Annotated in this window: 15 protein-coding genes; 7 read left to right on the forward strand and 8 right to left on the reverse strand. The window is 71.4% G+C overall.

The features are described 5' to 3' along the window. Positions 1-33: 33 nt before the first annotated feature. Positions 34-378 (reverse strand): MGMT family protein, encoded by a 345-nt coding sequence (locus EMA17_RS14660; RefSeq protein WP_126637421.1) that lies wholly within the window; start codon positions 376-378, stop codon positions 34-36. Between the two features lie 232 nt (positions 379-610). On the opposite strand from EMA17_RS14660, the gene EMA17_RS14665 reads away from it, so the two are divergent. Further along, positions 611-2,935, forward strand: coding sequence for a lysylphosphatidylglycerol synthase transmembrane domain-containing protein (locus EMA17_RS14665; RefSeq protein WP_246126659.1), 2,325 nt, complete (start codon positions 611-613; stop codon positions 2,933-2,935). Positions 2,936-3,153: 218 nt separating this feature from the next. On the opposite strand, the gene moeZ is transcribed toward EMA17_RS14665, so the two are convergent. From moeZ to EMA17_RS14680, 3 genes are all read right to left on the reverse strand, one after another. Next, a complete protein-coding gene (gene moeZ / locus EMA17_RS14670) occupies positions 3,154-4,335 on the reverse strand; it encodes an adenylyltransferase/sulfurtransferase MoeZ (protein WP_126637422.1) in 1,182 nt (393 codons plus the stop codon). 157 nt (positions 4,336-4,492) lie between these two features. Beyond that, positions 4,493-6,367 (reverse strand): DUF3152 domain-containing protein, encoded by a 1,875-nt coding sequence (locus EMA17_RS54045; RefSeq protein WP_246126660.1) that lies wholly within the window; start codon positions 6,365-6,367, stop codon positions 4,493-4,495. 10 nt (positions 6,368-6,377) lie between these two features. Continuing rightward, positions 6,378-7,235, reverse strand: coding sequence for an alpha/beta fold hydrolase (locus EMA17_RS14680; protein ID WP_126637603.1), 858 nt, complete (start codon positions 7,233-7,235; stop codon positions 6,378-6,380). Between the two features lie 341 nt (positions 7,236-7,576). Between EMA17_RS14680 and EMA17_RS14685 the strand changes: the two genes are divergently transcribed. The 3 genes from EMA17_RS14685 (at position 7,577) to EMA17_RS14695 (ending at position 9,085) form a co-directional block, all read left to right on the forward strand. Beyond that, on the forward strand, positions 7,577-7,822 hold the full coding sequence (locus EMA17_RS14685) for a hypothetical protein (RefSeq protein ID WP_126637423.1): 246 nt from the start codon (positions 7,577-7,579) through the stop codon (positions 7,820-7,822). A 218-nt stretch (positions 7,823-8,040) separates the two neighbouring features. Further along, positions 8,041-8,679, forward strand: a complete 639-nt coding sequence (locus EMA17_RS14690; RefSeq protein ID WP_126637424.1) for a TetR/AcrR family transcriptional regulator — start codon at positions 8,041-8,043, stop codon at positions 8,677-8,679. Between the two features lie 175 nt (positions 8,680-8,854). After that, positions 8,855-9,085: a DUF3107 domain-containing protein gene (locus tag EMA17_RS14695; protein WP_126637425.1), complete on the forward strand. Its 231-nt coding sequence runs from the start codon at positions 8,855-8,857 to the stop codon at positions 9,083-9,085. 96 nt (positions 9,086-9,181) lie between these two features. On the opposite strand, the gene EMA17_RS14700 is transcribed toward EMA17_RS14695, so the two are convergent. After that, positions 9,182-9,862, reverse strand: coding sequence for a ferritin-like fold-containing protein (locus EMA17_RS14700; protein ID WP_246126662.1), 681 nt, complete (start codon positions 9,860-9,862; stop codon positions 9,182-9,184). 429 nt (positions 9,863-10,291) lie between these two features. Here EMA17_RS14700 and EMA17_RS14710 point away from each other — a divergent pair, with 429 nt between their 5' ends. The 3 genes from EMA17_RS14710 (at position 10,292) to EMA17_RS14720 (ending at position 14,164) form a co-directional block, all read left to right on the forward strand. Next, positions 10,292-11,905: a DEAD/DEAH box helicase gene (locus EMA17_RS14710; RefSeq protein WP_126637428.1), complete on the forward strand. Its 1,614-nt coding sequence runs from the start codon at positions 10,292-10,294 to the stop codon at positions 11,903-11,905. A gap of 125 nt (positions 11,906-12,030) precedes the next feature. Next, positions 12,031-12,924 carry an alpha/beta fold hydrolase gene (locus EMA17_RS14715; RefSeq protein ID WP_126637429.1) on the forward strand — a complete coding sequence of 298 codons (894 nt, stop codon included), beginning with the start codon at positions 12,031-12,033 and terminating at the stop codon, positions 12,922-12,924. Positions 12,925-13,096: 172 nt separating this feature from the next. Further along, positions 13,097-14,164, forward strand: a complete 1,068-nt coding sequence (locus EMA17_RS14720) for a class I SAM-dependent methyltransferase (protein ID WP_126637430.1) — start codon at positions 13,097-13,099, stop codon at positions 14,162-14,164. 45 nt (positions 14,165-14,209) lie between these two features. On the opposite strand, the gene EMA17_RS14725 is transcribed toward EMA17_RS14720, so the two are convergent. The 3 genes from EMA17_RS14725 to EMA17_RS14735 form a co-directional block, all read right to left on the reverse strand. Continuing rightward, positions 14,210-14,638: a universal stress protein gene (locus EMA17_RS14725; protein ID WP_126637431.1), complete on the reverse strand. Its 429-nt coding sequence runs from the start codon at positions 14,636-14,638 to the stop codon at positions 14,210-14,212. Positions 14,639-14,661: 23 nt separating this feature from the next. After that, positions 14,662-15,855: an MFS transporter gene (locus EMA17_RS14730; protein ID WP_246126663.1), complete on the reverse strand. Its 1,194-nt coding sequence runs from the start codon at positions 15,853-15,855 to the stop codon at positions 14,662-14,664. Between the two features lie 190 nt (positions 15,856-16,045). Then, the gene (locus EMA17_RS14735; protein WP_246126664.1) at positions 16,046-17,116 is read right to left on the reverse strand and encodes an NYN domain-containing protein; all 1,071 of its coding nucleotides are present in this window, start codon (positions 17,114-17,116) and stop codon (positions 16,046-16,048) included. Positions 17,117-17,422: the final 306 nt, after the last annotated feature.

Raw genomic sequence — 17,422 nt, forward strand, 5'->3', positions numbered from 1 at the left:
CACCGGCACGGCGCCCCGGTTCGTCACCGATCGTCAGGGAATCGGCGGAAGTTCCGGCTCCTGCGGCACGTCCTCGGGGTCCGGTGTCCACCGCGCCCGGGTCATGTCCACCCGCTCGCCGCCGGAGCGCAGCGGGGTGCCCTCGGCCCGGTAGTGCTTCGGCGCGCGCACCGCGTGACTCCGCGGCAGCGAGCCGTCCGCCCGCACCACCCGCCACCAGGGCACCCCGCCGCCGTACAGCGCCATCACCCGGCCGACCTGCCGGGGACCGCCGTCCTGAAGGGCCTCGGCGATGTCCCCGTACGCCATCACCCGCCCGGCGGGAATGCGCTCGACCAGGTCGAGCACCCGCTCGGCGAAGGGGTTAGGGTCACTCATCCGCACATGGTGACAGAGTCGTCGGACACCTCGTCCGGCAGCCGCCGATCCCCTTTCGGCCGCACTTCGGCGCGGCCGGGGGCGAACCGGGGCGCGGGTCGTGGCACCATCGACGCGGCGGTGACGGGTGATACGAGACCATGACGAGACATTCGCGAGGGGTGCCCCCGGGAACGGGCGCGCCCTCGTAGTCGAGCCCTCGCAACCCCTGCGGGTACACCGTTCGTCCGATTTGATCCGAGTCCTGCTCGGCGTACTCGCCCTCGGCGTGGTCTTCTTCCTGGCCAGTATCGCCCGGCAGACCACCTCCGGCCTGGAATCGGACATCGTGCGCGGCGCGCAGAACAGCACGCCGCACCTGCTGCTCAACCTGTCCGGCGGGGTGTTCGCCGTCGCGGTGCTCGTGGTGCCGGTGGCCTACGGCATCGAACGCCTGGTCAGCCGGGACGGGTTGCGGGTCGCCGACGGGGTGATCGCCGCCGCGGCCACCTACCTGGCCTCGCTCGGCCTGGACTGGTGGATCACCGGCCCGGGCCCCGAGGCGCTGCGCGACGCGCTCACCCGCCCGCTGCCGCTGCCGCAGACCGGCTGGACCGATCCGGTGCACGGCTATCTCGCGCCGATCGTCGCCTACGTCACCGCGGTCGGCCTGGTGCGCCGACCGCGCTGGCAACTCGTGGTGTGGACGCTGCTCCTGCTGAACGCGGCGACGGTGCTGGTCGGCGGCTACACCACCCCCGTCGCGCTGCTCACCAGCGTGCTGTTCGGGCGCACCATCGCCTACGCCACGCTGTACGCGGTCGGCCTGCCCAACACCCGCCCGCCGGCCGAGTCGGTGGTCGCCGCGCTGCGCCGGTTCGGCCTGGTCGCGCTGTCGTGCGTACGCACCGACGACGGCCCCGAGGAGACCCGCCGCTACGCGGTCCGGCTGGCCGACGACCGCCTACTCGACGTGACCGTGCTCGATCGGGACCAGCAGGCGTCCGGCGCGATCTACCGGTTCTACCGGCGGCTGGTGTTGCGCGGGGTCACCCAGCGCCGCACCGTGCTGTCCACCCGGCGGGCGCTCGAACAGGAGTCGCTGATGGCGTACGCGTGCGCCGACGCCGGCGTCCGCGCGCCACGCCTGGTGGCCACCACCGAGGTGGGCCCGGACGCCGCGCTGTTGGCCTACGCGCACGTGCCCGGCCGCACCCTGGACACGCTCGACGACGAGGAGATCACCGACGAACTCCTGGCCCGGGTGTGGCAATTGCTCGGCCTGCTGCAGGCGCACCGGCTCACCCATCGCCGACTGGTCGCGGAGAGCGTCCTGGTGGACGGCTCCGGCGAGCCGTGGCTGGTGGACCTGCGGGCCGGCGAGATCGCGTCGAGCGACCTGGCGCTGCGCATCGACACCGCGCAACTGCTCACCACGGTGGCGCTGCGGGTGGGCGAGGCGCGCGCCGTGCACACCGCCGCCGAGGTGCTGGGCGCGGACACCGTCGCCGCGTGCCTGCCGCTGCTGCAGAAGGTCGCGCTCAGCCGCAGCACCCGCTCGGTGCTGCGCAAGGACAAGAACCTGCTCTCCCGGATCCGCGAGCAGATCCTGGAACTGCGCCCCCAGGCCGAGGTCGAGCCGGTGCGTCTGGAGCGGGTTCGCGCGCGCACCCTGGTCACCGTGGTGGCGAGCGCGTTCGCGGGCTACTTCCTGCTCTCCCAGCTCAGCCACGTCGACCTGGGCGAGATCTTCAAGAGCGCCAACTGGGGCTGGGCGGCGATCGGCCTGCTGGCCGCCTCGCTCAGCTATGTGTGCGCCGCGCTGATGTTGCTGGGCTACGTACCGGAACGGTTGTCGCTGTATCGCACCACGATGGTGCAGCTCGCCGGCTCGTTCGTGAAGCTGGTCGCGCCGCCGGCGGTCAGCGGCGTCGCGCTGAACACCCGATATCTGCAGAAGGCCGGAATCCCGCCCACCCTGGCCGCGGCCAGCGTCGGTGTCTCCCAACTCGGCGGACTGGTCTTCCACGTCGGCCTGTTGGCCTTCTTCGGGTACATCGCCGGCACCGCCGAGACGCCGTCCTTCGCACCCTCGGGCGCGGTGATCGCGGGCCTGCTGATCCTGGCCCTGGTGACCCTGCTGGTGATGGCCGTACCGCCGCTGCGGCGCTGGATCGTCAAGCAGTTGCGCCAGTTGTTCTCCGGCATCGTGCCGAGGCTGCTCGACGTGCTGCAGACGCCGACCAAGCTGGCGGCGGGGCTCGGCGGCACGGTGTTGCTGACGCTGACCTTCATCCTGTGTCTGGACGCCAGCGTGCGGGCCTTCGGCGGCTCGGCCAACTTCGCCGCGATCGCGGTGGTCTTCCTGGCCGGCAACGCGATCGGCTCGGCCGCGCCCACCCCGGGCGGCATCGGCGCGGTGGAGGCGGCCCTGATCGCGGGCCTGACCAGCACCGCACGCCTGCCGTTCGAAACCGCGACGGCCGCGGTCCTGCTCTACCGGTTCCTGACCTTCTGGCTCCCGGTACTCCCCGGCTGGCTCGCCTTCACCCACCTACAACGCAAACAGGCGATCTGAACCCGCTCCGCGCGGGCTCGGACCGCCGTTTCCGCAACCAAAAGCGCCGGACGGGCTGCACTCCAGCCCGTCCGGCGCTTGAGGACAGCCCGCCGCAGGCGCCCGCGAACAGCAACCTCGACCATCGAACGCGACCGAACTTCAGCCCGTCCGGCGTTTGAGGACACCCCCCGGCCGGGAGGGCCGGGCAGACGCCACGGCCGTCCGGCCCCGAGGACCTAGTAGACCGGCTTCTCCGGCTCGATCTGGTTGACCCAACCGATCACACCGCCACCGAGGTGCACGGAGTCCTTGAAGCCCGCGGCGTGCAGCACCGCCAACACCTCGGCCGAACGCACACCCGTCTTGCAGTTGAGCACGATCCGCTTGTCCTGCGGCATGTCCTCCAGGGCCCGGCCCATCAGGAACTCGTTCTTCGGGATCAGCCGCGACCCCGGGATCTGCACGATCTCGTACTCGCCCGGCTCGCGCACGTCGATCAGGTCGATGTTCTCGCCGGCGTCGAGCCATTCCTTGAGCTGACGGGGCGTGATCGTGGAGCCGAGCGCGGCCTCCTGGGCCTCCTCGGAGACCACGCCGCAGAACGCCTCGTAGTCGATCAGCTCGGTGACGGTCGGGTTCTTGCCGCAGACCGCGCACTCGGGGTCCTTGCGGACCTTGACCGTGCGGTAGGTCATCTCCAGCGCGTCGTAGATCATCAGCCGGCCGACCAGCGGCTCGCCGATGCCCTGGAGCAGCTTGATCGCCTCGTTGACCTGGATCGACCCGATCGACGCGCACAACACGCCGAGCACGCCGCCCTCGGCGCAGGAGGGGACCATCCCGGGCGGCGGCGGCTCCGGGTACAGGCAGCGGTAGCACGGCCCGTGCTCGGACCAGAACACGCTCGCCTGACCGTCGAAGCGGTAGATCGAGCCCCACACGTACGGCTTGTTCAGCAGCACGCAGGCGTCGTTGACCAGGTAGCGGGTGGCGAAGTTGTCCGTGCCGTCGACGATCAGGTCGTACTGCCCGAAGATCTCCATCACGTTGTCGGCCTCGAGCCGCTCCTCGTGCAGGACGACCTCGGTGTACGGGTTGATCTCCTTGACCGAGTCACGCGCGGACTCGGCCTTCGAGCGGCCGATGTCGCTCTGCCCGTGGATGATCTGGCGCTGGAGGTTGGACTCGTCGACGGTGTCGAACTCGACGATCCCGAGCGTGCCGACACCCGCCGCGGCGAGGTACATCAACGCCGGCGACCCCAGGCCACCGGCGCCCACACAGAGCACCTTGGCGTTCTTCAGCCGCTTCTGCCCGGCCATCCCGACGTCGGGGATGATCAGGTGGCGCGAGTAACGACGGACCTCGTCGACGGTCAGCTCGGGGGCCGGCTCGACCAGAGGTGGTAGCTGCGACACGGAAACTCCGATGGTCGGACTGTCTAATCTCGGCTCTTTTCCTACCGCAACAGTGTCACGCTCGTCCCGATTCCCGGGCACCGGGTCCGGTCCGTGAGATGCGCGCGCGGCGGGGCCGCCGGACACCCGCGAGGGCGCCCGGCGGACCGGGATTCCACTACTTGGTGAGCTTCCCCGACGGGTACGGCCACGGGTTGGCCTCGCAGGTCTGACCCTTCATCGAGCCCTCGCTCGCGACCCGGGTCTTGGTCTGCTGCATCATCACCGGGGCCAGGCCGGCCCCGATGCCGCCCGCGCCGCACGACTTCTCGTGGTTGTGTCCGAGCCGGTGGCCGACCTCGTGGTTGATCAGCATCTGCCGGTAGCCGACGATGTCGTCGCCGTAGGCGGTCGAACCCTGGGCCCAGCGCCAGGCGTTGATCATCACCCACCGGGTGCCGAACGCGTCGCAGGAGACGTTGTCCTCGCTGGTGTCGCCGACCAGGGGGCTGCACGTCTTGTGCACCGTCTCCGGGCTGGCCAGCCGCACCACGAAGTCCGCCTTCGGCGAGCTGTCGGTGCGCTCGAAGGTCAGCCCGCCGCTCGCCCAACTGCGCTTGTCGTTCAGCGTCTTCTGCACCGTGGTGGCGAACAGTTCGCCGTCGAGTTGCAGACCCTGCTCGATCTCCACCGCGTAGGTGTACTTGCGACCCGCGCCGGGGGCGGCCTCCTTGCCGGGCACGGTGTCGAACTTGCCGCTCAGCCCCAGCTTCGGATCCAGCGGGAAGCGCAGGGTGAGCTGGTCGGTGGTGGTCGGCGACTGGGGCGTGGGCAGCGGCAGCGCGGAGGCGCTGCCGGGGGCCACCGGGTCCCGCTCCGAGCCCCGCGAGGCGGCCTGGTCGGTGGGCCGGTGGCCCGCGCCCGGCGCGGCCTGGTCGTCGCCGGACGCCTGGGTCGACGTGCCCTCGTCGGGCATCTGCAGCACGACCGCGCCGGCGAGCACCGCGCCGGTCACCACCACGCCGCCCGCCGCGACCAGCGTGCGCCGCCCCTTGCGCGGCGCGGGCCGGTTCGCCTTGCGGGTCTGCGCGCGGCCTCGCGGAGGGGCGTTGCCGGTGTCCGGCTCGAAGCCGTGCTCCGGCTCGGGTTCGAGGCGCCGGGGCTTCGGGTCGGCGAAGTCGTCGCCCGGCTCGGTCGCGAACGAAAGCTGTTCCAGGTCGAGTTCGGGTCCCGAGTCGATCCACGACTCGGCCTCCATCGCGTACTGCCCCACCCCGGGCAGGTCGATCCGCGCGGACTCCGCGGGCGGGTCGTGGAGCACGTCGACCGACGGATCCTCGACCGGCGCCACGATCGGGTACGCGCCCGACGAGTCGTAGCCGTAGCCGACGAAGCTCTGCGGCTCGAACGTGGTGGTGTCGTAGGTCGGCACGGCGGGCGCCTCGACCGCGGCGTGCGTCCCGCTCCGGTAGGCGTCCGCGGCGTACAGGTCGTTGGCGTAGCCCACACCCGCGTAGCCGCCGGTGGCGTAGCCGTCGCCGCCGAAGGACCCGGTGTCGAACGTGCCCGTGTCGAACGCGGGGGCGCCGAACGTGTCGGCGCCGTACGTGCCGGCGGCGAAGTTCTGCGCGGGGTGTCCGCCGGTCTGCGGCTGCGCGTCGTAGGGCTCCAGCGGGTCGTCCCAGTGCGCGGGCGCGCCGGGCATCGTCCCGACCGCCGCCCAGGTGCCGGAGTCGACGGCCGGCGCGGGGTGCTCCCAGCCGTGCTGCACGGCCTCGTAGCCGTAGGACCCGGTGTGCTGCCCGTCGGTGGGGTATCCGCCGTAGCCCTGGTCCACGGGGTACCCGTGGTAGCCGGTGTCCTGCTCGACGTACCCGGAGGCATACGACGTGTCGGTCGGGCCGGCGGCCCAACCGCCGGCGTATCCGCCCTCGTGGACCTGTCCGTAGTCGGCCTGCTGCGGCACCGCCGCGTAGCCGCCGGAGAGTCCGTCGTCCGGCAACTCCTCGCCGCCGTACTGCACGCTCGTCCGCACGCCCGAATGACGTCCCATGAGTCTGCGTTCACCCCACCACGTTCGACGGCGAGAGGGCCCCGTCGAGTAGTTCGCGGAAACCCCGGGCCACCACGCGGGGGTGTTCGAGCATGGCCACGTGCCCGGAATCGGGCACCACGAGCAGTCGGGCGTCGGGGAAGGTCTCGGTCGCCCGCTTGGCCATCCGCGGGTCGACCAGTCGGTCCCGACGACCGTAGACGAGCAGTGTGGACGCCCGCACCTCGGCCGCCTGGCGCCACAGCGCCCGGCTGCCGCGCTCCAGGTAGGCCCCGATCACCGACCGGGTCGAGTGCGAGAACGCGTCCATCATGTACGGCAGTTCGAGCCGGCGCCGATACTCGGCCGCGGCGTCGGCGAAGGCCTTCTCACCGACCGCGCCCGGGTTGCCGTACATCATCGCGATCGACATCCGGGTGCGCTCCTCGGGTGTCATGTTCCGGCTCATCCGCAGCAGCGCGCGGCCGACGCCCGGCACCCCGAGCAGCGCCGTGGGCACCACCGACGGGCGCACCCGCAGATCCGGCAGCGCGGGCGAGATCAGGGTCAGCGTGCGAACCAGGTCGGGCCGCCGGGCGGCGAGCCGGGTGGCCACCGCCCCGCCCATCGAATTGCCGAACAGATGGACCGGACCCTTGCGCAGCGACAGGATCGCGCCCTCGACCGCACGACAGTGCGCGGAGATCGAGTAGTCGCCGTTGCGCGGCGGCGCGGAGTATCCGAATCCCGGGAGGTCGATCAGCTCCACGGAAAGATCCGACCGCAGTTCGGCGGCGAGTTCCGTCCAGTTCAGCGACGAACCGCCCAACCCGTGGATCATCATCGCGGGCGGCAGGTCGGCGTCGACGAGCGCGTCGCGGCGCACCACGACCTCGCTACCGCTCCCGACCTCGACCGTTCGCGCAGGCCAGGGCGTCGGGTCGGCGTCGCTTGCGGGGCTCAGGGTCGTCACGGTGGGCAATATTACGAGATGATCACTGGGACGGAAGGGCGGATGCCCCGACCGTCTTCGCTCGACAGGGTGGTCTCGGCGCGTTTGCCCGGTTTCATGACGTCACTCTAAACGCTTCCCACATCACGTTTCGACATCGATCCCGAAAGTGCGGCAGCGTTTTCGAGGCGGATCATGGACATGCGGGGCCTTGCGCAGACTCACGCAGACATGCGGGAACACCGAATACCGGCGGACCGCACGGGCAGGGAGGTCGTATGTACGGAATCGACGATACCCCCGAGTTCCAGGACGTCACGCACAGTGACGCCATTGTGTCCGACGAAACGGCCGACGACCCCGAGATCCCGGTACCCGACGCGGTGGAGCAGCAGACCTCCGTGGCGGCGGACGACGGGGACGAGGATTCCGTGTGGGAGTCGGTGCCCGACGGCGTGAATCCCGCGGACGCCACCGAACAGCGCCGCGGGGTCGGGCGCGCGGAGGACGAGGACTACCGCTGACCACCCCGATCACCCCGCCGGGAGGGGCTCGCGCGGGCGGTCCGCGCACCTCACGCGCCCCCTTGCGAGGGGTGTCGAAGGCGCGGGATCCTGTTTCGTTGCGCCACGAAACTTACGCCCTGGGTTACCCGAAAGTAGGATGACGTGGTGGAAAGACCCGCCGGATCACCGAACCATCCGGTGTCCGCGACACGTTGAGCGACACCTTGAGGAGCCCCGTGACAGCCATCCAGGATGCGGACCCCCGTCCTCGCGGCACCCGGCTGCCCCGGCTCGCGCGCAGAACGCAACTCCTCGGCGCCGCCCAGGAAGTCTTCGTCAAGCAGGGCTACCACGCCGCCGCGATGGACGACATCGCCGAATGCGCCGGCGTCAGCAAGCCCGTGTTGTACCAACACTTCCCCGGCAAGCTGGAGCTGTATCTGGCGCTGCTCGACCAGCACTGCGAGGCGCTGTTCGCGGCGGTGCGGCGAGCGCTGGAGTCGACGCACGACAACAAGCTCCGAGTGGCCGCCACGGTCGACGCCTACTTCGCCTTCGTCGACGACGACGGCGGCGCGTTCCGGTTGGTCTTCGAGTCGGACCTGACCAACGAGAGCGCCGTGCGCGAGCGTGTGGAGCGGGTCAGCGAGATGTGCGCCGACGCGGTGAGCAAGATCATCGCCGAGGACACCGGCCTCGGTCAGGAGGAGTCGATGCTCCTGGCGATCGGGCTGACCGGCATGGCGCAGGTCACCGCGCGCTACTGGATCGCGCGCGGCGCGACCATCCCGCGCGACGCCGCGTCGCAGCTGGTGTCGTCGCTGTCCTGGCGCGGCATCTCCCGCTTCCCGCGCAAGGACGACCCGCCGCACTGAGCGGGCGGACCTGCGGATACGGGCGCCGGGCGATCTTGTTCCCGTGCGGCGTTCGCGTTGGGCGTACCCGTCATGGCGTTCGGTGACCCCGGCTCTCGACTAGCCTGCTGGGGAGGGTACGGCCCGCGAGTCTCGCGGCGCCGATCTCCAGAATTTCAAGGCCGGAGGGACAGCCGTGGAGATCAAGATCGGCGTACAGCACGCCGCGCGGGAACTGGTGCTGGAGAGCACGGACAACCCGGAGGACGTCGAGCGGGCCATCGCCGACGCGTTGTCGGGCGAGTCCGCACTGCTGTCCCTGACGGACGAGAAGGGCCGCCGCGTGATCGTGCCCGCCAAGCACCTGGCCTACGTCGAGATCGGCGAGTCCTCGGCCCGCAAGGTCGGCTTCGGCGCCGGCGCCTGAGCAAAGGGTGCCGCACGCGGCGCCGCGCGAGCCCGAGGGCGGGCGATCCGAGTTCGGATCGCCCGCCCTCGGGCTTCGTCGTGACCGGCGCCCGGGTCAGGAGGCCAGCCCGAGGGCGGCCATGCGCCGCTGGTGCGCCTCGGTGATCCGGTTGAACATCCGGCCGATCTCGGCCAGGTCGAAGCCGGGGCCGGCCCCGCCGCCGATCAGCATCGTGGACAACACGTCCCGCTCCGCGGCGACCCGCTGGGCCTGGCTGAGCGCCTCGCCCATCAGCCGCCGCCCCCACAGCGCGAGCCGGCCCGCCACCTTGGGGTCGCGCTCGATCGCCGAACGCACCGCGTCCACCACGAACGCCGAGTGCCCGGTGTCCCGCTGCACCTCGACGATCAGGTCCCGGCTGACCTCGTCCAGATGCGCGGCCACCTCACGATAGAAGTCGGCCGCGATCCCGTCCCCCACGTATGCCTTGACCAGGCCCTCCAGCCAGTCGGCGGGGGCGGTGTGCACGTGGAACTCGTCCAGCGGCGCGATGAAGGGGTCCATCGCCCGGGCCGGGTCCGCGCCGAGCGCGGCGATGCGATCACGCAGCAGGGTGAAGTGCTGGAACTCGGCGACCGCCATCGCGGCCAGTGCGGCCTTGTCCTCGACGGTGGGGGCCATCTTGGCGTCCTCGGCCAGCCGCTCGAAGGCGGTGATCTCGCCGTACGCGAGCACGCCGAGCAGTTCGATCACGGCCGCCCGCGTCTCCCCCGTCGGCTCCGTACCCTCGCTCATGCCCACCCCTTCGCTCGTGTTCCCCCGGGCCGTGCGGCCCGATGTTCACAAGTACGCAGCGTAGTGAGCGGACCGCGGTCACGTGGGCACCACGTCCGGGCGGAGTCGCCCATCTCCGGACAAGCAGTAATGAGCATCACCCCACCGGCCGCACGCCGCCGGGTACAGTGGTAGTGAACGCGGATGCCCGGTCGGAGGACGACTGGCTCCGACCGACCCGCTCGGGTGGCCGCCCGAAGGCGAGAGGTCCCGTGCCGCGCCCCGCTTTTTCGATGGGCGCCTCGGTCTCGACCCGCTTTCGGTACTGACGGCCCCCACCACACAGAAGAGGCTGGACCCCTGACAACTTTTCGCGAACTCGGAGTACTTTCGGAGACGGCCGAGGCGCTGGAAGCGCTCGGCATCGTCGAGGCTTTCCCCGTCCAGGAGATGACCCTTCCCGTCGCGCTCTCCGGCAGCGACGTGATCGGCCAGGCCAAGACCGGGACCGGCAAGACCCTCGGTTTCGGCATCCCGCTGCTGCAGCGCATCGTGGTGGCGGCCGACATCGAGGCGGGCCGCGCGCCCGCCGGCACGGTTGCCGGCCGCACCCCCCAGGCCCTGGTCGTGGTCCCCACGCGCGAGCTGTGCGTGCAGGTGACCAACGACCTCCAGGCCGCGGGCAAGCTGCGCAACGTGCGGGTGCTCGCCGTCTACGGCGGCCGGGCGTACGAGCCGCAGATCGACACCCTCAAGAAGGGCGTCGACGTGGTCGTCGGCACCCCCGGTCGACTGCTCGACCTGGTCGGACAGGGGCACGTGAACCTGTCCGAGGTCAAGATGCTGGTCCTGGACGAGGCCGACGAGATGCTCGACCTGGGCTTCCTGCCCGACGTCGAGAAGATCGTCGAGCGGTTGCCCGCCCGCCGTCAGACGATGTTGTTCTCGGCCACCATGCCGGGCCAGATCATCACCCTGGCGCGCCGCTACATGAGCCGCCCCACGCACATCCGCGCCTCGGAGCCGGACGACGCGGGCGCCACCGTCAAGTCGGTACAGCAGCACGTCTACCGCGCGCACGGCCTGGACAAGCCCGAGCTGATGGCCCGGGTCCTGCAGGCCAACGGGCGCGGCCTGGTCATGGTGTTCTGCCGGACCAAGCGCACCGCGGCCGACCTGGCCCAGGGCCTGGCCGAGCGGGGCTTCGCCTCCGCCGCCGTGCACGGCGACCTCGGCCAGGGCGCGCGCGAGCAGGCGCTGCGCGCGTTCCGCAACGGCAAGGTGGACGTGCTCGTGGCCACCGACGTCGCGGCGCGCGGGATCGACGTCGAGGGTGTCACCCACGTGGTGAACTACCAGTGCCCCGACGACGAGAAGACCTACCTGCACCGCATCGGTCGCACCGGCCGCGCGGGTGCCTCCGGCACCGCGGTGACGCTGGTCGACTGGGAGGACATCCCGCGCTGGAGCCTGATCAACAAGGCGCTGGACCTGGGCTTCGCCGACCCGGTGGAGACCTACTCCACCTCTCCGCACCTGTTCACCGACCTGGACATCCCCACCACCGTGGGCAGCGTGCTGCCGCGCGCCGACCGCACCCGTGCGGGGCTGGGCGCGGAGGACGTCGAGGACCTGGGCGAGACCGGCAAGAACAGCCGGGGCGCGTCGGGCCGCAAGGGCGGCGCGGGCGGGCGGAGCCGGAGCGGTCCGGCCGCGTCCGGGCCCTCCACCGCCGGGCCGGCCGCGGCCGACGCCGAGTCGAGCGAGCCCAGCCGCCGTCGGGCGCCCGGGTCGCGGCGGCGGCGTCGGGTCAACGGCGCCGAAGCCGGGGAGGCCGTGGCCACGGCCGTGGCGACCGGCGCGGTGCCGAGCGTGGCCGAGAAGTCGGTCGGCGCGCCGGTCGCCGCCTTCGTCGAGCCGACCGCGGTGATCGTCGCGGCCCCCGCCGACGGTGGGGCGGACGCGGACGGTGACGGCGAGCGGGCGCCTCGGCGTCGCCGCCGGCGCACCCGGCGTCGTCCCGAGGGCGCCGAGGCGGGCGCGGTCGCGACCGACGAGAGCTGAGTTCGACGAGCGATGGGCGGCTCCGGCCGCTCGCCCGCCGGCCTCCGGTGTGGAGTGTGGACGATCACGTCCGCGCTTCGCGGCGGGGGCCGTCGTCGTACCTGCGGGTAAGTAGGCTCGACGGCGTGAGTACGCCACGCTTTCTGACCTTGCCCGGGACCGTCCGCTCCCGTCGCCTGGCGACCGGGCGCGGACGATTCGCCGTCCTGGAGTCCACCCCGCCGGCCGCCGGACCGAGGCCGGGCACCGCCGTGCTCGTGCCCGGGTTCACCGGCAGCAAGGAGGACTTCATCGCGCTCGGCGAGCCGCTGGCCCGGCGCGGCTTCCACACGGTGGCCGTGGACCAGCGCGGACAGTACGAGACCGAGGGCCCGGACGACCCGGCGGCGTACACCCGCGACGCGCTGGTCGACGACGTGCTCGCGATCGCGGACGCGGTGGCCCCGGGCGAGCCGATCCACCTCGTGGGGCACTCCTACGGCGGCCTGGTGTGCCGGTCGGTGGCGCTGCGCGCGCCGGAGCGGCTGGCCTCGCTGACCCTGATGAGCACCGGTCCGGCGGCGATCTGCCCGCCCGAGATCGAGCGGCTGCTGCTGCTCGAGGACGTGCTGCCGGTGCTCACTCGCCAGGAGGTGTGGGAGGCGATGCAGGCGGTCGAACTGGAGGCCGGTCTGCTGCCACCCGCCGATCCGGCGATCGCCGCGTTCCTGCACGCCCGCTGGCTGGGCACCGTCCCGATGGGCCTGCTGGGCATGGCCGAACAACTGCGCTCCGAGCCCGATCTGGTCGCCGACCTCGCCGCGGTCGTCGCGGCCGGCCTGCCCGCGCTGGTGATCTCCGGCGTCGAGGACTACGCCTGGCCGGTCCCCTGGCAGGCCGAGATGGCCGAGCGCCTGGGTGTGGCGCACGTGGCGATCCCGGGCACCCACCACTCCCCGAACGTGGAGGCCCCGGGCGCCACCGCGGCGGCGCTGGCGGACTTCTGGACGGACGTGGCGGTCTACGCGGATCGGGCCTGACCCCTGGGCGACGTCCGTCGGCTCGCCCGCCGAGGACCCCGGCCGAAGACTCGATCGCCCGGTACCCGGCCCGATCGAATCGGGCGTAGCGTGGCAAAGGAGATCTTTCTCCCATACGGGCGTCGCCCGTGTCCGGGGCGGCTCCCGTCGAGCCGACCGATCGGGAGTTGCCATGACCGTCCTCGACGTCGATCCCGCGCGACAGGAAGCCTTCGCGGGACGCCTGATCACCATCCTCGACGACGGTTGTCTGGCCTTTTTGACCAGCGTCGGCCATCGCACCGGGCTGTTCGACACGATGGCCGCGATGCCGCCCGCGACGAGCGAGGAGATCGCCGGGGCCGCCGGGCTGACCGAGCGCTACGTACGCGAGTGGCTGGGCGGCATGGTCACCGGCGGGTTCGTCGAGTACACCCCGGAATCCGCCACGTATCGGCTGCCGCCGGAGCACGCGGCCTCGCTGACCCGGGCCGCCGGGCCGGAGAACTTCGCCGGCTTCACCCAGTACCTGGCGCTGATGGGTGAGGTCGAGGAGCGGGTGGTGACGGCGTTTCGGCAAGGTGGCGGGGTGCCGTACTCGGCCTACCCGCGCTTCCAGGCGCTCCAGGCCGAGGAGTCGGGCCGGGTCTGGGACGCGGCCCTGGTGGCGGGTGTGGTGCCGCTGGTGGACGGTCTCGGCGAGCGGCTGGCGGCGGGTATCGACGTGCTGGACGTGGGAACCGGCCAGGGGCACGCGGTCAACGTGCTGGCCGGGGCGTTCCCGCGCAGCCGGTTCCGCGGCGTGGACATCTCCGTCGAGGGCATCGCCGCGGCCCGCCGCGAGGCGGAGCGACTGGGGCTGTCCAACGCGGAGTTCGCGGTGGTCGACGCGGCCGATCCGCTCGGCTCGTACGACCTGATCACCGCGTTCGACGTGATCCACGACCTGGCCCGGCCGACCCGCGCGCTGGCCGCGATCGCCGACGCGCTGCGTGCGGACGGGGTGTTCCTGATGGGCGAGATCGCCGCGTCCAGCAGGCTGGAGGAAAACCTCGAACACCCGCTGGGACCGGCGTTGTACACCTTCTCCGTCTTCTACTGCATGACCGTCTCGCTGGCCGAGGGCGGCGAGGGCCTGGGCACGGTCTGGGGCGAGCAGGCGGCCCGGGCCAAGCTGGCCGAGGCGGGCTTCACGGACGTGCGGGCCCGGTCCCTGGAGGGCGACTTCCTGAACGTGTACTTCGTGGCCCGAAAGGGTTGAGCCCGGACGCCGACCTTCGGCATCCGGGCCCTGTGGGGTGTGCGATCAGGGAATCAGCAGCACCGGGCAGACCGAGCGGTGGGCGACCGTGTCGCTGACGCTGCCGAGGAAGAGACTGGCCACGCCGCCGTGTCGGCGGGCGCCCAGGATCAGCAGGTCGGCGCCGAAGGCGCGGGCCTGGTCGAGGACCGCGTTCGGCACGTCGCCGCGCACGGTTTCCTCGGTCCAGCCCTCGACGTTGGTGACGCCGGCCGCCCTGAGCGTGTCCACGGCGCCGGTGACCACCTTGACCGCGGCGTCGGCGGTCTCGTCCTCGACCACGCCGCCGACACCGCCGCCGTCCACCACGTCCAGGGTCTGCACGTGCAGGACGCGGACGGCCGCGCCGATCGCGCCGGCCAGTCGGGCGGTGTGCGCCAGGACGTCGTCGGCCTCGGGGGTGGAGTCGACGGCGACCAGAATGCGCTCGTACATGTCGTGCACTTCCTTCTATCGGTTCAGGCGGTGGCCGCGACGGGCCGGGGGGCGTTCGGCGATGCGGCGTCGGTGGGGGTGTCGGTGTCGCGGTGGTCGACGCCGGCGAGCATCCCGCGGGCGCCGAACAACACGGCGGCGGCGACCACGCAGGCCGCGCCGGCGACCAGGAACGGCACGTGCACGTCGAAGTGCTCCTCCAACTTCGGCGCCAGGAACGGCGCCGCCGCGGCGGCGAACCAGCGGACGAAGTTGTATCCCGCGCTCGCCACGGGTCGCGGCGAGTCCGAGACTTCGAGCGCCAATTCGGTGAACACCGTGTTGTTTATACCGATGAAGGCGCCTGAAACGATGACACCGGTCACAACGACCGACGTCGAGCCGTACGCGAGCACCGCCAGGTCCGCGGCGAACAGCAGCAGACTCGCGGCGGCCACGTTCGCCGAGCCGAACCGGGCCTGGAGTCGCGGGGCGACCAGGACCGAGCAGACGGCGAGCAGGACACCCCACGCGAAGAACACCGCGCCGCTGCGATAGGGGCTCATGTCCAGTACGAACGGGGTGAACGCGAGCACCGTGAAGAAGCCGTAGTTGTAGAAGAAGGCGCCGGCGGCGGTGGTCGCCAGACCCCGATGCCCGAGCGCCTTGAGCGGATCGAGCAGAGCGATCCTGCGGGCGGGCCGGGGTTGTTCCTTCAGCAGCCCGACGATCAGCGCGAAGCCGATCGCCATCAGCGCGGCGGTGCCGTAGAACGGGTAGCGCCAACTGGCGTCGCCCAGCACCGCGCCGAGCAGCGGGCCGCAGGCCATGCCGAGCCCCAGCGCCGATTCGTAGAGCAGGATCGCCGCGGCCGAACCACCGCTCGCCGCACCGACGATGACGGCGAGGGACGTGGACACGAACAGCGCGTTGCCCAGCCCCCAGCCGGCCCGGAAGCCGACCAGTTCGCCGACCGAGTCCGAGGTGCCGGCGAGGCCGGCGAAGATCACCACGAGGGCGAGGCCGAGCAGGAGGGTGCGTCGCCCGCCGATCCGGCTGGAGACGAATCCGGTCACCAGCATGGCCACCGCGGTGATCAGGAAGTAGCTGGTGAACAGCAGCGAGACCTGGCTCGGCGAGGCGTCGAGCCCCTTGGCGATCGAGGGCAGGATCGGATCGACCAGCCCGATCCCCATGAACGCCACGACGGCGGCGAACGCGGTGGCCCACACGGACATGGGCTGTTTGAGGATTCCGGGCTTCGCGGTGGTGTGGTCGGCCTGAGCTTCGCCCCGGGTCGGCGCGCCTTCGGGATGGGACCGCATCCGAGACCTCCGAACAATGTTTGTTAGCTCAGCTAATAAATGTAGCCTACACCTATCTGGTCGACAAGACGCACTTCGGAGAGACGGCGAAGGCGAGCCCGGTTCAGGACTCGGCGGGCTCCGTGCCGGAGAGGCCGAATTCGTGGTTGAGGCGGTCCCAGAAGCCGTTGCGCAGCGCGCGACGCAGGTCCTCGTGCGGGCGCAGCGAGTATTGGAGGACACTCTCGGCATCCACGAGCAGGCCGCGGTCGATGGCCTGGGGCAACATCGGACCGGGCATCAGGTCGGCCAGGTTCTCCCGGCCGCGCACCACCAGCCAGCGCTCGGCGATCTCCTGGCCGATCCGCCACGCCTGTTCGGCGGTCGGCGGGCCGCCGGGCTGCACGGTCAGCACGCCGGCGTGCGTCGGCGGCAACATCACCGGCGTCACGCAGGTCTCGCAGAATTCGCGGTGCAGCATTCGGGTGACGTCGGCCTCCCACACCAGCGGGTCGGCCTGGTTGGTGCCGTACGCGGGTTCGACACCCCACAGGTGCACCCGTACGCCGTAGGACTGGGCCGCCTCGACCGCCGAGACCAGGTCCTCGTCGCCGCTGATCACCACCGCGTCGTCGATCGCGTGGTTGCGGGCCAGCGATTCGAGGTCGCTGCGGATCAGCGAGTCGACGCCCTTCTGCTGGTTGTGCGCGTTGAGGTTGCCCAGTCGTACCTTCACGTCGGGGAGTTCGGCGATCTGTCGCTGCTCCACGGTGTGCACCCGCTCGCGCGCGCCGTCGTACCAGTACACCCGCAGCAGGCGGCCCTCCGGGAACACCCGGCGGGCCTCGTCGATCAGACCGGTGATCAACTGCTCCGCGTCCACCCGGAAGGCCCGGCGTTCGGCGGAGCCGGCGACGAGCAGGCCCATCGCCGCGTACACGTAGCCGACGTCGACGAACAGCGCGTGGGTCCCGAAGTGCAGGGGCGGCGAAACGGATCGCACCAGGACGGCCGGTCGGGTGAACGGTTCGGTCAACTCCGCCAGCGCTCCGGGGACGTCCTCGAAGCCCGCGACCGGGTGGTCCTCCAGCGGACCGCCGTGCTCGGCGCCGAGGTCCTCGCCGGATTCGTGCACCACGGCGCCGAAGGCGGCCGTCGCGCCCGTCCGGACGTCGTCCTCTCCCGGATCGTGCAAAGTCTCTCGTCCTCCCGTGGCGGCCGGGTGACCGGCGCCCGGCCGCGTGTCGATGTGTTCAGACCGCATTGTCCTATGCCGGCCGCCGTCGCGTCCTCGCTTGCCTCACGCGCGATGTCGCGTCATGCGTCACGTGTAAGCCATCGGATGTCAGGAAAGGAACATTTCAGTCATGGGAATGCTATCGGTGTGACCGCTGTTGTTCAGTGCGGTGCCGGTTGTGACCCTTGTCGGGTCTTACCCGATCCTCGCGGATCCCGGCACCCATCCTTGTGAGCGGGGCTGTCGGCATGACCGTGTCGCCCC

Source organism: Embleya hyalina, from assembly GCF_003967355.1.
Taxonomy (GTDB): Bacteria; Actinomycetota; Actinomycetes; order Streptomycetales; family Streptomycetaceae; genus Embleya; species Embleya hyalina.